13 protein-coding genes and 1 pseudogene are annotated in these 14,716 nt (G+C 58.1%); 4 read left to right on the top strand and 10 right to left on the bottom strand.

Translation table 11 applies throughout. The annotated features are described in order from the left end of the window. The first annotated feature begins 71 nt into the window (after window positions 1-71). Both amrA and amrS read left to right on the top strand, forming a co-directional pair. Complete coding sequence (gene amrA, locus QZ329_RS04425; protein ID WP_295748722.1) at window positions 72-1,469, top strand: AmmeMemoRadiSam system protein A; 1,398 nt, start codon at window positions 72-74, stop codon at window positions 1,467-1,469. After that, on the top strand, window positions 1,466-2,293 hold the full coding sequence (amrS, locus tag QZ329_RS04420; protein ID WP_295748719.1) for an AmmeMemoRadiSam system radical SAM enzyme: 828 nt from the start codon (window positions 1,466-1,468) through the stop codon (window positions 2,291-2,293). Before amrA ends, amrS begins: the two co-directional genes overlap by 4 nt. A 133-nt stretch (window positions 2,294-2,426) precedes the next feature. Here amrS and lysS read toward each other — a convergent pair whose 3' ends face one another. Both lysS and greA read right to left on the bottom strand, forming a co-directional pair. Beyond that, the gene (gene lysS / locus QZ329_RS04415; protein WP_295748716.1) at window positions 2,427-3,920 is read right to left on the bottom strand and encodes a lysine--tRNA ligase; all 1,494 of its coding nucleotides are present in this window, start codon (window positions 3,918-3,920) and stop codon (window positions 2,427-2,429) included. A 26-nt stretch (window positions 3,921-3,946) separates the two neighbouring features. Then, entirely contained in the window at window positions 3,947-4,420 is a 474-nt protein-coding gene (gene greA / locus QZ329_RS04410) for a transcription elongation factor GreA (protein ID WP_295748713.1), read from the bottom strand. A 225-nt stretch (window positions 4,421-4,645) separates the two neighbouring features. Between greA and QZ329_RS04405 the strand changes: the two genes are divergently transcribed. After that, window positions 4,646-5,407: an MBL fold metallo-hydrolase gene (locus QZ329_RS04405; RefSeq protein WP_295748710.1), complete on the top strand. Its 762-nt coding sequence runs from the start codon at window positions 4,646-4,648 to the stop codon at window positions 5,405-5,407. Between the two features lie 74 nt (window positions 5,408-5,481). Here QZ329_RS04405 and QZ329_RS04400 read toward each other — a convergent pair whose 3' ends face one another. The 6 genes from QZ329_RS04400 to QZ329_RS04375 form a co-directional block, all read right to left on the bottom strand. Then, on the bottom strand, window positions 5,482-6,210 hold the full coding sequence (locus QZ329_RS04400; protein WP_295748707.1) for a hypothetical protein: 729 nt from the start codon (window positions 6,208-6,210) through the stop codon (window positions 5,482-5,484). A 43-nt stretch (window positions 6,211-6,253) separates the two neighbouring features. After that, window positions 6,254-7,486 carry a peptidoglycan DD-metalloendopeptidase family protein gene (locus QZ329_RS04395; protein WP_295748706.1) on the bottom strand — a complete coding sequence of 411 codons (1,233 nt, stop codon included), beginning with the start codon at window positions 7,484-7,486 and terminating at the stop codon, window positions 6,254-6,256. A 12-nt stretch (window positions 7,487-7,498) separates the two neighbouring features. Beyond that, on the bottom strand, window positions 7,499-8,380 hold the full coding sequence (gene ftsX / locus QZ329_RS04390; protein ID WP_295748703.1) for a permease-like cell division protein FtsX: 882 nt from the start codon (window positions 8,378-8,380) through the stop codon (window positions 7,499-7,501). Next, window positions 8,373-9,065, bottom strand: a complete 693-nt coding sequence (gene ftsE / locus QZ329_RS04385) for a cell division ATP-binding protein FtsE (protein WP_295748877.1) — start codon at window positions 9,063-9,065, stop codon at window positions 8,373-8,375. Before ftsE ends, ftsX begins: the two co-directional genes overlap by 8 nt. Before the next feature lie 255 nt (window positions 9,066-9,320). After that, entirely contained in the window at window positions 9,321-10,412 is a 1,092-nt protein-coding gene (locus tag QZ329_RS04380; protein WP_295748700.1) for a helix-turn-helix domain-containing protein, read from the bottom strand. A gap of 155 nt (window positions 10,413-10,567) precedes the next feature. Next, window positions 10,568-11,290, bottom strand: coding sequence for a pseudouridine synthase (locus tag QZ329_RS04375; protein WP_295748697.1), 723 nt, complete (start codon window positions 11,288-11,290; stop codon window positions 10,568-10,570). A gap of 98 nt (window positions 11,291-11,388) precedes the next feature. On the opposite strand from QZ329_RS04375, the gene QZ329_RS04370 reads away from it, so the two are divergent. Beyond that, the gene (locus QZ329_RS04370) at window positions 11,389-11,850 is read left to right on the top strand and encodes a DUF4830 domain-containing protein (protein WP_295748694.1); all 462 of its coding nucleotides are present in this window, start codon (window positions 11,389-11,391) and stop codon (window positions 11,848-11,850) included. Between the two features lie 58 nt (window positions 11,851-11,908). On the opposite strand, the gene tuf is transcribed toward QZ329_RS04370, so the two are convergent. Further along, on the bottom strand, window positions 11,909-13,111 hold the full coding sequence (tuf, locus tag QZ329_RS04365) for an elongation factor Tu (RefSeq protein ID WP_295748691.1): 1,203 nt from the start codon (window positions 13,109-13,111) through the stop codon (window positions 11,909-11,911). Window positions 13,112-13,256: 145 nt separating this feature from the next. Then, window positions 13,257-14,666, bottom strand: a pseudogene (gene fusA / locus QZ329_RS04360) (elongation factor G); the annotation flags it as partial. Window positions 14,667-14,716: the final 50 nt, after the last annotated feature.

Here is a 14,716-nt window from a genome sequence, read left to right as displayed (position 1 = left end):
GGTATTCTGGTTATGGAACCTGTTCGCCGGTTTGAAAATGTATTCCTTGGCCAAGAAAGAGGTTGATTTACATGATTGCAAGCCGAATCCTCGGAGCCATCCTTGTTCCCCATCCTCCCATTCTTGTTCCCTCCGTAGGCCGCGGACAAGAACGGGGGGGCCAGACCACCATAGACGCCTATCGCGCCGCCGCAAAACAGGCGGCAGCATGGGCGCCGGAGGTGCTGATCGTCGTCTCTCCCCATACCGTCATGTACGCCGATTACTTCCATATCGCCCCCGGCAGTGGCGCCTCCGGCGATATGTCCGCTTTCGGCGCGCCCCAGACCCGGCTGGAGGTCCGGTATGACGCCGAACTGCGGCAGGAGCTTATTCGCCAGGCGGAAGCGGACGGCATTCAGGCCGGAACCCTGGGAGAACAGAATCCCGCCTTGGACCACGGCGTCTTTCTCCCTCTGTACTTCCTCCGAGACGCGGGGGTGGACTGCCCCATCCTGCGTATCGGGCTGTCCGGCTTCTCTCCTCTGGAGCACTACCGGTTGGGCCAGTGCATTGCCCAGGCCGTGGAGGTCTTGGGCCGCCGGGCGATATTTGTGGCCAGCGGCGACCTCTCTCATAAGCTGAAGGACGACGGCCCCTACGGCTACGCCCCGGAGGGACCGGCCTTTGACCGCTGCATAACCCAGGCCATGGAGACGGGAGATTTTCTGCAATTTCTCACCATGGACGCCGGACTATGCGGCAAGGCGGCGGAGTGCGGTCTGCGTTCCTTCCAGATCATGGCCGGGGCGCTGGACGGTCTGGCGGTGAACCCTCGCCTTCTCAGCTATGAGGGGACCTTCGGCGTGGGATACGGCGTGGCCGTCTTTACCGTCGCCGGCCCGGACAAGAGCCGCCAGTTTGCCAAGCTGTGCGAGGAATGGGAGCGGGCCCGACTGGCAGAGCGGAAGACCGCCGAGGACCCTTGGGTGCGGCTGGCCCGCCTATCCCTTGAAACCTACGTTAAGACGGGAAAACCGCTGGAGCGCCTGCCGGAGGGCCTGCCCAGCGCGATGACCGAACAGGCCGCCGGAGCCTTTGTCTCCCTCCACACCCACGGCCAGCTGCGGGGCTGCATCGGCACCACCGGCCCCACCACCGCCAGCGTGGCCTGGGAGATCATTCAAAACGCCGTCTCCGCCTGCTCCAGAGACCCGCGCTTTTCTCCGGTGCAGGCGGGGGAATTGGACAGTTTGGAGTACAGCGTGGACGTGCTGGGCACGCCGGAGCCAATCGACTCTCCTGCCCGGCTGGATGTCAAGCGGTACGGTGTAATTGTGTCCTGCGGCAGCCGGAGAGGTTTGCTGCTGCCTGATTTGGACGGTGTGGATACCGTGGAACAGCAGATCGAGATCGCCCGCCAGAAGGGCGGCATCCGCGCACAGGAACACTATACCCTGGAGCGGTTTGAGGTGGTGCGGCACACATGAGCGTAATCTGTGGGCTGTGCTTCCGCCGCTGCCATCTGGAGGAGGGGGAAAGCGGCTTCTGCCAGGCCAGGGCCTGCCGGAACGGGACCGTTGTCTCGCTGAACTATGGGAAGCTGACCTGCCTGGCCCTGGACCCCATTGAGAAAAAGCCTCTGCGCCGGTTCCATCCCGGCGGACTGATCCTTTCCGCAGGCAGCTTTGGATGCAATCTGCGCTGTCCTTTCTGCCAGAATCATGAGATTTCCATGGCGGGGATATCGGATATCCCAACTGTGGAAGTGTCCCCGGAACAGTTGGCCGCCAAGGCGGCGGAGCTGCGCATACAGGGGAACATCGGCGTGGCCTACACCTATAACGAGCCTCTGACCGGCTTTGAATATGTCCGGGACTGCGCCGCCCTGGTCCATGAGCGGGGCATGGTTAATGTGCTGGTCACCAACGGCGCCATAGAGGAGGCCCCCTGGCGTGAGCTTCTGCCCCTGATTGACGCCGCCAACATCGACCTGAAGGGCTTTACCTCCACATGGTACCGGCGGCTTGGCGGGGACCTGAAGACGGTCATGCGCTCCATTGTTTTGGCAGCGGAGCAGTGTCATGTAGAGGTGACCACTCTGCTGGTCCCCGGAGAAAATGACCGCGCAGAGGAAATTCGGGAACTGGCGCAATGGCTTGCCGCAATCAGCCCGAAGATTCCTCTGCACCTGTCCCGGTTCTTTCCCCGCTACCGGATGACGGACCGCCCGCCTACGCCGGCGGAGCAGGTCTTTCGGCTGGCGGAGGCGGCGCGGGAGTATTTGTCCTATGTCTACACCGGCAATTGTTAGGATAGGCTGCTTCGTACAGAGGGCCTTCTTTCTCCCTTCTAAAAACAGCAAGAAGTACCAGCCGGGAGGCTGGTACTTCTTCTATAGCATATATGAAATTCGTCTTCTTTTCTCGGGTTCTCCCCACCGCAATTTAATCCAGCGGCTTCATGGTGGGGAACAAGATCACATCCCGGATTGTATCCGCCCCCGTCAGCAACATGACGCAGCGGTCAATCCCCATGCCCATGCCGCCGGTAGGAGGCATACCGTACTCCAGCGCTGTCAAGAAATCCTCGTCCAGCATCTCCGTCTCGTCGTCGCCCCGGTCCCGCAGCTCCGCCTGCTTCTCAAAGCGGCGGCGCTGGTCAATGGGGTCGTTCAGCTCGGAATAGGCATTGGCCAGCTCACTGTGACAGATGAAGAGCTCGAACCGCTCCGTCAGCCGGGGGTCCGCCGGGCTCCGCTTGGTCAGCGGAGAGACCTCCACCGGATACATGGTGATGAAGGTAGGCTGAATCAGCTTTTCCTCCACCCGCTGGTCAAAACAGGCGTACAGAGCGTTGCCCCAGGTCTTGTCCGCCGTCTCCGCCAGCTCCACACCAATGCTTTGGGCGGCGGCCACAGCCTCGGCGTCGCCGGAAATCGCTCCGAAATCCACTCCCGCGTATTCCTTCACAGCGTCCACCATGGTCAGCCGCCGCCATCCGGGGGTTAAATCAATCTGCTGGCCCAGCCATTCCACCTGATAGCTTCCCAAAATCTCCTGAGCCGCGCCGGAGATGATTCCCTCCGCCACGTCCATCATTCCGTGAAAATCGGTATAGGCCTGATACAGCTCCACCGTTGTAAACTCTGGGTTGTGCTTGGGGTCCATGCCCTCGTTGCGGAAAATGCGGCCAATTTCATACACCCGGTCCATACCGCCCACAATCAGCCGCTTCAAGGGCAGCTCCGTGGCGATACGCATATACATGTCAATGTCCAGCGTGTTATGGTGAGTGACAAAGGGTCTGGCCGCCGCGCCGCCGGCCAGGGTATTCAGCACCGGCGTCTCCACTTCGATATATCCCCGCTCATCCAGATAGCGGCGCATATACTGGATGAATTTGGAGCGGATGAGGAAGTTGTTCTTCACATCCGGATTGACCATCAGGTCCACATACCGCTGCCGGTAGCGCAGCTCCTTGTCCTGCAAGCCGTGGAACTTCTCCGGCAGGGGCAGAAGGGACTTCGACAGAAGGGTGATGGTCTTCGCCCGAACGCTCATCTCCCCCCGCTGCGTGCGAAAGACCTCGCCGTCCACTCCCACGATGTCGCCGATGTCAAACTTCTTGAACTTCTTATAGACCGCCTCGTCCATCTCGTCCTGGCGGGCATAGAGCTGGATGCGGCCATCCTTATCCTGCAAGTCGCAAAAGCTGACCTTACCCATTCCCCGCTTGCTCATAAGACGGCCGGCCACCTTCACGGGCCTTCCCTCCATGGCGTCAAAGTTCTCCTTGATCTGCCCGGATGTGACATCCCAGTCAAAGCGGGTCAGCTGAAAGGGGTCTTCTCCGGCGGCCTGGAGCTCCGCCAGCTTCTCCCGGCGGACCTTGGTCTGCTGGCCCAGGTCCTGCTGTTGGTTCTTCATTTGTTCAGCCATGCTCTCTCTCCTTACATAACAGCGGTTCAGCGCTCAATTTTCAGCACCTTATAGCGGATGCTTCCCCGGGGAGCCTCCACAGTGACGGTGTCCCCTTCCTTCGCGCCGATGAGGGCCTTCCCGAAGGGGGATTCCTCGGAGATAATGCCATGCATGGGGTCGGACTCCTGAGAGCCCACAATCGTATAGGGTGTCGGCAAGGCCTTCCCGTCGGGTCCTTCCACCGTCACCTTACAGCCGATGGCCACCATGTCGGTATTGCTGCTCTCGTCCACGATGACGGCATGCTGCAAAATCTCCTCTACCTCCGCAATGTGGGAGTACAGTTTGCCCTGCTCGTTCTTCGCCTCGTCGTACTCGCTGTTTTCGCTGAGATCTCCGAAGCCCCGAGCCACCTTGATCTGCTCCGCCACCTCGTCAGACCGGGTCGTTTTGAGATAGTTCAGTTCCTCCTGCAGCTCATCATAACGGGCCTGACTCATCTTGTATTCTTTTGCCATGTCGGACAGTTCCTTTCTTCCTATGCTTGATCCAAGGGAGAGATTCCCTGGGCGCAATTTTACAAAATGATATTATATAGAAGGTATCCGGGAATGTCAAGTCTCCCCGCGGTTCCCTTTTGCCCCGCGATCCTCCTTTGACGGTTTCGTGGTCACGCCTTGACTTGAATCCGCGCCTGTAGTAAAATCAGACCAGAACACTTGTATCAGGAGGAGCGAGAGCAAATGCGCAGCTGGTTTACGATTGACCGAATGGATGAAGAAACGCACATCATCAGCGAATACCGCCACTGGGAAGAAACCCACTGCTATCTATTGAACGGCAAAAGCCGGAGCCTGTTGATTGACACGGGCCTTGGTATCTCAAATATATGCGATGCGGTTCAGCCCCTCACCGATAAGCCGGTTACGGCAATCGCTACCCACATCCACTGGGACCACATAGGGGGACATTCCCATTTCCCGGATTTTTACGCGCACGCCGCAGAATTGAATTGGCTGAACGGCGAATTCCCATTGCCGCTGGAGACTATCAAGGAAATGGTCGTTGACCGCTGCGACCTGCCTGACGGATTTGATGTGAACCGCTATGCGTTTTTTCAGGGTACGCCAACCAAAGTGTTGACCAATCACGAAATCATAGACCTCGGAGGCCGGGAAATCGAAGTACTGCACACCCCCGGACATTCCCCGGGGCACCTGTGTTTTTGGGAAAAAGAGCGGGGATACTTATTTACCGGCGATCTGGTTTACAAGGATGTTCTGTTTGCCTATTATCCCTCCACCGATCCGGAGGCCTATCTTGCTTCCCTGGAAGAACTTGCGGCGCTGCCTGTAAAGAAAGTGTTTCCCGCACACCATTCGCTGAACATCGAACCGGAAATCATAATCCGTATGCGGGACGCGTTCCGAACGCTGAAAGCGGAGGGGAAACTGTGTCATGGCAGCGGCAAATTTTACTATGGCGACTGGGGTGTATGGCTGTAGAATCTTCCCGCGCAGCGTTGAACAGGCCGCCGTTTTGAAGACGGCGGCCTGTTCAGCACTGGGGAAAGCGGTTCTCATATGCCCAGGACAATCTGCTCCCGCTTCAAGGCCCCCGCCTCCCGGAGGGCCGCCAGCAGCTGGCCCCGGTCCGCCCCCTCGGGCAGCTCCTTCTCCAAACTGGGCGGCAGAGTCAGAGACGGCAGCGCCTGCTTCTCATCATAGAGCCGCAGGGCCACCGGATTTTTCAGGGACAAATCCGTCCGGGAGTCGAAAAGAATCAGGGCTTCCGCCCCCTCCAGCTGGTCCTTGGAGGGCCCCAGCAGCAGCGACACGCCATACTCCCGACGGAGCTGGCGGCAGAGCTCCTCCCCGCCGTAGGGCAGGTCCAGCAGCACATAACGGTGCCGGAGGCTCAGCTCCGTCACCGCCCGGACCACCTCCCCTGTCAGCGCCGCCGCTGTGACCGCCACCCGGGCTCCGGCTACCGGCTGCCCTTTCGCCGCCAGTCCCGCCCGAACCCAATCCGCCGCCACGGCCCGCCGGAGAGCCAGGGTAGACACAGGCCGCAGGCCGCACTTTGTAAGCGCCTCCCCAAAGGGAAATTCCTCCGGCAGCACTACTTGGGTTACGCCCCGCTTCCGGAGCTTCTTCCCCGCCGCCCCCACACGGCGGCGGAGCACCGCCGCGTGGGAGCTTTTTACGATCTCCGCCTGTAAAAACCGCATCCGCAGAAGGATCCGCTCTTCCAGGCAAACGCTCCGCTGCCCCTTTTGGGGGTCCGCCCATGTCAATAAACCTACCATAAAACACTACCTCCCGCCCCATGATATGGGGCGGGAGGCCAGATTATGCCGAGGAAGACAGGGTATAGCCCGTAAGGTAACCCTTGGCGATGGGATTGATGATCGTGTTGTTTTCCTTGACCTCAAAATGAAGGTGAGGGCCGGTGGAATTGCCGGTGGAGCCGGTGATGCCCAAAACATCCCCCTGCTTCACCTGCTGGCCCACGCTGACCTTCCGGCTGCTCATGTGGGCATAGAGTGTGGAGTTGCCGGGACCGTGATAGACTACCACATAGTTCCCGTAGGATTTAGAGTACTCCGAGATGATGACCTGTCCCGCCTTAGCGGCGTAGATGCTGCTGTTATAGCCCACCCGGCCGATATCGGTTCCCTTGTGGTTGGTGGAGCCGATGCCGCCGGGAGAGTCCCGGCCTCCCACCGTGGAGGTGATATAACGGCTGTTGGTCGGCCAGATGTACCCGCCGGGGTTGGAGGTGGGGCCGGCCTGGCCCTGGGCCGCCCGGCGGGCCGCCTCTTCCTCCTCCATCTTCTTAATCAGGGACTTGATGCGGGCCTGGACCGCCTCCTCCTCGTCAGAGAGGTCGTCCAGCGCGTTCTCCTGCTCCTGCTGCTGGGCCCGGAGCTTAGCTACCAGGGCGTTCGCCGCGTCCCGCTGGGAATCCAGGTCCCGCTTCTTGGTCTCCAGCTCCGCCTTGGCCTCCTCGGAGGCATTCTTCTGTCCCTCCAGCTCCGCCTGCTTTTCGGCGGTAATGGCCTGGAGCGTCTTCAGATCGTCAATTACCCGCTGGTCGTACTCCATAATCTCGTTGACGACGTCCAGCCGGCCCAGGAGGTCTGAAAAGCTGTTGGCCCGGAACAAGACGGACCAATATTCCACCTTCCCCTGCTCCTCCATGGCCCGGACCCGCTTGCAGAACAGCTCGTACTGAGCCGCTTCCCGGGCCTCGGCATCCGCCAGCTCCTCCGCCGTCTGGGAAATCAGATTTTCATACGTCTGGATTTCCTCTTCCTTATTGGCAATCTCCTCCTCCGTCAAACTGATCTGATTGTCCAAGAGGCGCTTGCGCTCCAGCGTGTTGCTGATATCCGCAGAAAGTTTGTCGATCTGCGCCTGAATCTCTTTTTTCTCCTGGGCCAGATCCTTGGCGTCGCTCTTCAGCGCGTCAATGTCCGCCTGGGTCACCGCCGCAGCGGGAGTCAGGTCTGCCAGCACCAGACACAAGGCCAGAGCCAGAACCGGCAGTGAACGGAGAAACCGTTTGCAGTTTCGCTTCATACCGCCCTCCTCTCAGACCTGCAAATACTTCCGAATGGCGGAAAGGCTGCCTCCCACGCCAATAAAGATGCCCGCCGCCGCGAAAGAGCTGGCTACCGGGACCCGCAGTTCCTGAAAGGGAATCACATCAATGAGCTGGAGCGCGTCGCTGGTGTTGACGCCCCGGGCCACCGCCTCATAGAGCCCCCACTGCATCAAAAAGGCGATGGACGCCCCCAGGAATCCCATGAGGAAGCCCTCGTACACAAAGGGCCAGCGAATGAAACCGTTGGTGGCCCCTACCATCCGCATGATGGCGATCTCCTCCCGCCGGTCAAAGGTGGTGAGGCGGATGGTATTGGAGATGATAAAGACGGACACCACGAACAAGATCGCAATCAGGGCCACACAGACCACCGTCGCCACATTTCGAAGGGCGATAAAGCCCCCGGCCACCTCCTCCGAGGCGTTGACGCGGGCAATTCCGTTCACGGCCGCCACCGCCGCTCTGGTTTGGGAGATACGCTCCAGATTGATGATTTTCAAGGAAAAACGGTCCCGCAGGATATTGGGGTCCAGGTCCTGAAACATCTCCTCATCGGGATACTGCTCTGTAAAGCGCTCCATAGCCTCCTGGCGGCTGATGAAATCGACGGACTCCACATTGGGGATGGCCTCCAGCTTCTGCTGGAGCGCGTGGGTATCCTCAAAGTTCTCATCCACAAAGGCCAGCATCTCATTTTCCTGCTCCAGATCCTCCAAAAGGCCATTGGCGTTCACCGCCACCAGCGTAAAGGTGCCCATGATGAGAAGACAGGCCACGGTGATGCCGATGGCGGCAAAACTCATGAAGCCATGACTGAACATGTTGGAAAACCCTTCATGGACAAAGTATCCGAAATTGTGCTTACCCATGAATGCGTCCTCCCACATAGCCGCCGATACTGTCGTTGATAATCCGGCCGGAATCGATGGTGACCACCCGTTTGCCGAAATGGTCCACCAGGTCCTTTTCGTGGGTCACCACCACCATGGTGGTGCCCAGTTCGTTGATTTTCACCAGCAAATCCATCAGCTCCAGGGAGCGCTCCGGGTCCAGGTTGCCAGTGGGCTCGTCGGCGATGATGGTATCCGGGTTGTTTACCAGGGCCCGCGCGATGGCCACCCGCTGCTGCTCGCCGCCGGAGAGTTCATTTGGATAGCTGTAGGCCTTCTGTTCCAGTCCCACCAGCTGCAACACATAGGGAATCCTCTGCCGGCTCTCCCGGGCGGAGGCCCCCACGGCCCGCATGACAAACGCCAGATTGTCATAAACCGTCTTTTTCTCGATCAGGCGGAAATCCTGGAAAATGACCCCCAGCGTCCGGCGCATCAGGGGAATCTGCCGTTCCGAGATGTTCCGGGTAGAAAACCCGTTGACCCGGACCCGGCCCGCGTTGGGCTCCACTTCCCCGGTGAGAAGTTTGATGATGGTGGATTTTCCGGAGCCGGAGGGCCCCACCAGGAAAACGAATTCACCGGGCCTGATGCGCATGGAAATACCTTGGATGGCCTTGGTCCCGTTATCGTATTCCATTTCCACGTCCCTTAACTCGATGATGGCGTTCTCTGATTCTACCATATAAGCGCCTCCAATTGGTGTCGGAAAACAGGACAAGCGTCCGGCGGTCGACATAATTCGAATGTTATTGTAGCATAAACAACGGTTCCCGTCAATGTGGCGCAACCCAAAAAAGCCGGCAAACTATTGCAATAGTACTATCGGATACTCTATCATGCCCCAAAGGCTTTGTCAAGCTCAGGTGAAGGACGCTGTACAAAAGAAAGCGGCGGACGCTTGTCCGCCGCGCAACCGTCAAGAGTCAATTCCGCGGGAAGTCAGGTATTTTTTGACCATCAGCGCCACCTTGAAGGTAATGGCGTCGTCAAACTCCCGCAGGTCCAGGCCCGTCAGCTTTTTGATTTTCTCCAGCCGGTAAACCAGCGTGTTCCGGTGAACGAAGAGCTTCCGGGCAGTTTCGGAGACGTTCAGGTTGTTCTCAAAGAAACGGTGAATGGTGAAGAGCGTCTCCTTATCCAAGGCATCAATGGGATTCTTTTTAAAGACCTCCTGAAGAAACATCTCGCAAAGCGTGGTGGGCAACTGGTAGATCAGGCGGCCGATTCCAAGATTCTCATAATTGATGACATATTTCTCCGTATCAAAGACCTTGCCCACATCAATGGAAATCTGCGCTTCCTTATAGGATTTGGCCAAATCCCGCAAATGGGTCGCGATGGTGCCGATGCCTACAACAACCGTGCTCTCCGTGCCGGAGCGCAGACTTTCTTCAATGGAGGAGGCGATCTTATTCAGCTCCCGGAAGCCCGCGCCTTCCGGCATTTGCCGGACCAGCACCACGTCCCCGTCTCCGATGCTGAGGACAAAATCATTCTGCCGGTCAGGGAACATGGCCTGCACGACATCTGTAGGAACCGACTCTCCCTTCTTGAGAGACCGAACCACAAAGACCCCCCGGGCCACGTCGGCGGTAACCCGCAATTCTTTGGCCCGCATATAGATATCGCCCAACATGATGTTGTCGGAGATAATATCCTTAATAAACGAACCCCGGTCATGCTTCTCCTCGTAATAGGCCTTTGCGGCGTTCAGCGCCACGGTGGCCACCGAGCAAACGGCCTTGCTGACATCATTCTCCCCAAAGGCGAAGGCGGCGTAATCGAACTGATTTCCCCACCCATTCAGCGCTTTGAAGGTCCTACCGTCTGAGGAAATCAGCGCACCGGCGGCGTTATTCACCACGGGGATATACTCCGTCCACCGCTGCCCGATGAGGGAGAGCTCACTGCAAGCAATCACCACGCCTTCCCCATCCATAACGCCTATCGTGCGATCCGTATTTTCCTTCAACTGCAATACCACATTTTGATAAATTCTCCCAGACATGGCCGTCCTCCTCACCTAAAATACCGGGGAAGCATTGATCCACTTATAAAACATCTATATTATATCGTCAACTTCACCAAATTGCAAGATGTTTTTTCTTTTTTCAACAAAAAACTCATTCTCTTTTTGGTAAGTATTCGAGCTTTTTCTAAGAACTATACAAGGGCATGGAGCGCAGCAATCTCCTCCTCGGTCAAAAAGCGAAAAGCCCCCCGGGAGAGCGTTCGGTCCAAGGACAAATTCCCCATTTGCACCCGCTCCAGATACAGAACGGGGTTTCCTCGGGCGGCCAGCATTCGTTTCACCTGATGAAATTTCCCCTCCCGCAGTGTGACATAAGCCTCACTCTGCTCCCCTGCGGAAAGAATCTCCAGCTTTGCGGGCTGGCATTGAAGTCCGTCCTCCAAGGACAGGCCCACGGCGAAAGCGCGGACGTCCGCCTCCGTCAGCCGTCCGTCCGTACGGGCGTAGTACACTTTGTCCACATGCCGCCTTGGCGACAGCAAGGCATGAGCCAGCTCCCCCTCGTTGGTCAGCAGCAGCAAGCCTTCCGTATCCTTGTCCAGCCGGCCCACGGGAAATAAATTCTGCCGCTGAAGGTCTTGGGGCAGCAAATCCAGCACAGTCCTGCCTCTTCCATCCTCTGTGGCGGAGAGGCAGCCTGCCGGCTTGTTCAGCATAATCCAGGTATAACGGCGGTAGCACAGCACCTCGCCGTTAACGGTAATGCTTACCGCCTCCGGATTTACCTTTTCCTCTGCCGAGCGAATGGAAACCCCATCTACCAGTACCTGTCCCATCCGCGCCAGCTCCCGGACTTCCCGGCGGGACCATTTTCCTGTGGAGGCGATGATCTTATCCAGCCGCTGTTTTTCCACGGCGTCTCTCCCCTTTCCGGCCTGTTTTTGGAATTGCTTGTTTCATTGTATCATATTTTTCTCGGAAAATGAATAAGGAACTGTCAGGAGGGATTGATATGTTAATTTGGACCGCAAAGTTTTCCCGAAAGAAAGCCGTTGCCGCCGTCATTTTCATGGGCGTAGTAATGGCGGCGCTGATTCTCTTAACGGGCCGGACACCAGCAGAACCGGAGGCGCCGCTTCCCAAGCTGACAACCAATGAGGAACGGATAACCTATCTCCAGTCCTTAGGGTGGAAAGTGGAGCCGGAGCCGATCGAAACGCTGCAATTTTTGCTGCCTGCGGAACTGGAGGAGCCTTACCTCTCTTACAATGAGATACAGCTTCCTCAGGGCTTCGACCTGCGCCGCTGTCTCGGAAAGCAGGTTGCCCGGTTCACCTATGCCGTCATCAACGACTCGGGGAATTCCGAGGGCGTGCAGGCCAATCTTTATGTCTGCGAGGAAGTTCCGGTTGCCGGAGATATCTGCGCCTCCGGAGCCGGCGGTTTTCAATTGCCGCTTATTCAAATGGAATGACAAAATTCGCGCCAAAAAAAGGACTGCCGCTTTGCGGCAGTCCTTTTTTAAGAACTCATTACTCGGCAATGTCGGTAACAGCGCCGGAACCAACGGTACGGCCGCCCTCGCGGATAGCGAAGCGGAGGCCCTTCTCAATGGCGATGGGGGTGATCAGCTCAACAGCCATCTCGACGTTATCGCCGGGCATGCACATCTCGGTGCCCTCGGGCAGGGAGATGACGCCGGTGACGTCGGTGGTACGGAAATAGAACTGAGGACGATAGTTGTTGAAGAAGGGAGTGTGACGGCCACCCTCGTCCTTGGACAGAACGTAGACCTGGCCCTTGAACTTGGTGTGGGGGTTGATGGACTTGGGCTTCGCCAGAACCTGGCCGCGCTCAATGCCATTGCGGTCGATGCCGCGGAGCAGAACGCCGATGTTGTCGCCGGCCTCGGCGAAGTCCAGCAGCTTGTGGAACATCTCGATACCCGTGACGACGGTCTTCTTGGTCTCTTCCGCCAGGCCGACGATCTCGACTTCCTCGCTCAGCTTCAGCTGTCCGCGCTCCACACGGCCGGTAGCGACGGTGCCGCGGCCGGAGATGGTGAACACGTCCTCGACAGGCATGAGGAAGGGCAGAGAGTCGTCGCGGGGAGGAGTGGGGATATAATCATCAACCGCGTCCATGAGCTCCTTGATGCAGGCATACTCGGGGGCGTTGGGATCGGTGGAATCAGACACCAGAGCGTTCAGCGCGGAGCCCTTGATGATGGGCAGGTCGTCGCCGGGGAACTCGTAGGTGCTCAGCAGCTCGCGGACTTCCATCTCCACCAGCTCCAGCAGCTCCTCGTCGTCCACCTGGTCGCACTTGTTCAGGAACACCACGATGGCGGGCACGCCCACCTGACGGGCCAGCAGGATGTGCTCACGGGTCTGAGCCATGGGGCCGTCGGAAGCGGCGATGACCAGGATCGCGCCGTCCATCTGCGCAGCGCCGGTGATCATGTTCTTGATATAGTCGGCGTGGCCCGGGCAGTCGACGTGGGCATAGTGACGCTTCTCGGTCTCATACTCCACGTGAGCGGTGTTGATCGTGATACCACGAGCCTTCTCTTCGGGGGCCTTGTCGATGCTGTCATAAGCCTCGAACTCCGCCTTGCCCTGATAAGACAGCCACTTGGTAATGGCAGCGGTCAGAGTGGTCTTGCCGTGGTCAACGTGGCCGATGGTGCCAATGTTGACATGGGGTTTGGTTCTTTCAAATTTCTGCTTAGCCATTTGAAAATCCTCCTAATAAATGTTCAATTGCGGTACGGCATTGCGAAACGATAATCAGCAATGTTTATTTTACAGCATTCCGGCTGGAAAATCAATCCCTTTTTCCCATTTTCGGCCAAAGGGTTTCCAGCGAACCGCAAAAAAGTCAGTTGCTCTTCACCCGGGTCTCCACGATCTTCTCCGCGATGCTCTTGGGAATCTCCTCATAGCTGTGAGGCTCCATCGAGTACTGACCGCGGCCCTGCGTACTGGAACGCAGATCGGTGGCGTAACCAAACATATTGGCCAGAGGCACCAGAGCGTCCACCTGCTGCGCGCCGGGACGGGCTTCCTGTCCCTGAATCTGGCCCCGGCGGGCGGTCAAATCGCCGATCACCGTGCCCAGATACTCGTCAGGCACAATGACGGAAACCTTCATGATCGGCTCCAGCAACGTGGCACCAGCCTTGCGGCAAGCCTCCTTAAACGCCATGGAACCGGCAATCTTGAACGCCATTTCAGAGGAGTCCACCTCATGATAAGAGCCGTCATACAGCGTGACTTTCACGTCCACTACGGGGAATCCGGCCATGACGCCGGCGTTCATCGCGCCCTGGATACCCGCATCAACGGCGGGAATATACTCCTTGGGAATCGCGCCGCCCACAATGGCGTTGACAAACTCGTACCCCTTGCCGGACTCGTTGGGCTCCACGCGAATCTTGACGTGGCCGTATTGGCCCTTGCCGCCGGACTGGCGGGCATACTTGGTGTCCTGCTCCACCGTCTTCTTGATGGTCTCCTTGTAGGCCACCTGGGGAGCGCCCACGTTGGCCTCCACCTTAAACTCCCGAAGGAGGCGGTCCACAATGATCTCTAAATGGAGCTCGCCCATGCCGGCGATAATGGTCTGACCCGTCTCCTCATCGGTGTAGGTCTTGAAGGTGGGATCCTCCTCGGCCAGCTTGATGAGGCCGATGGTCATTTTCTCCTGGCCCGCCTTGGTCTTGGGCTCAATGGCCACGCGAATAACGGGCTCGGGGAACTCCATGGACTCCAGAATGATGGGGGCCTTCTCATCGCAGAGGGTGTCGCCGGTGGTGGTGTGCTTCAGACCCACGGCGGCCTCGATATCGCCGGAGAAGACTTCCTCAATGTCCTCGCGGTGATTAGCGTGCATCTGAAGGATGCGGCCAACGCGCTCCTTGACATTCTTCGTGCTGTTGAGCACGGTGGAGCCGGTGGTGAGATGTCCGGAATAGACCCGGAAAAAGCTCAGGCGGCCCACATAGGGGTCGGTCATGATTTTGAAAGCCAGGGCGGAGAAGGGCGCGTTGTCGTCCGAGGGACGCTCGTCCTCTTCGTCGGTCTTGGGGTTCACGCCCTTGATGGCGGGGATGTCCGTGGGCGCGGGCATGAAGTCCACAATGGCGTCCAGCATCTTCTGCACGCCCTTGTTCTTATAGGACGTGCCGCAGGTAACGGGAACCATTTCATTGGCAATGGTGGCCTTGCGGATGGCTGTCCGGATTTTCTCCTGGGGAACCTCCTGGCCATCCAGGTACATCTCCATGATAGATCGGAAGAGCACACGTCTGAACTCCAGTCACATTACTCGATCTCGTA

Source organism: uncultured Oscillibacter sp., from assembly GCF_910579365.1.
GTDB lineage: Bacteria > Bacillota > Clostridia > Oscillospirales > Oscillospiraceae > Oscillibacter.
This window is presented reverse-complemented; position numbering and strand designations above follow the sequence as displayed.

Excerpts from the sequence above, each read along its gene's own strand:
- amrA (WP_295748722.1), top strand. The coding sequence starts at position 72 with ATGATTGCAAGCCGAATCCTCGGAGCCATCCTTGTTCCCCATCCTCCC.
- amrS (WP_295748719.1), top strand. The coding sequence starts at position 1,466 with ATGAGCGTAATCTGTGGGCTGTGCTTCCGCCGCTGCCATCTGGAGGAG.
- lysS (WP_295748716.1), bottom strand. The coding sequence starts at position 3,920 with ATGGCTGAACAAATGAAGAACCAACAGCAGGACCTGGGCCAGCAGACC.
- greA (WP_295748713.1), bottom strand. The coding sequence starts at position 4,420 with ATGGCAAAAGAATACAAGATGAGTCAGGCCCGTTATGATGAGCTGCAG.
- QZ329_RS04405 (WP_295748710.1), top strand. The coding sequence starts at position 4,646 with ATGCGCAGCTGGTTTACGATTGACCGAATGGATGAAGAAACGCACATC.
- QZ329_RS04400 (WP_295748707.1), bottom strand. The coding sequence starts at position 6,210 with ATGGTAGGTTTATTGACATGGGCGGACCCCCAAAAGGGGCAGCGGAGC.
- QZ329_RS04395 (WP_295748706.1), bottom strand. The coding sequence starts at position 7,486 with ATGAAGCGAAACTGCAAACGGTTTCTCCGTTCACTGCCGGTTCTGGCT.
- ftsX (WP_295748703.1), bottom strand. The coding sequence starts at position 8,380 with ATGGGTAAGCACAATTTCGGATACTTTGTCCATGAAGGGTTTTCCAAC.
- QZ329_RS04380 (WP_295748700.1), bottom strand. The coding sequence starts at position 10,412 with ATGTCTGGGAGAATTTATCAAAATGTGGTATTGCAGTTGAAGGAAAAT.
- QZ329_RS04370 (WP_295748694.1), top strand. The coding sequence starts at position 11,389 with ATGTTAATTTGGACCGCAAAGTTTTCCCGAAAGAAAGCCGTTGCCGCC.
- tuf (WP_295748691.1), bottom strand. The coding sequence starts at position 13,111 with ATGGCTAAGCAGAAATTTGAAAGAACCAAACCCCATGTCAACATTGGC.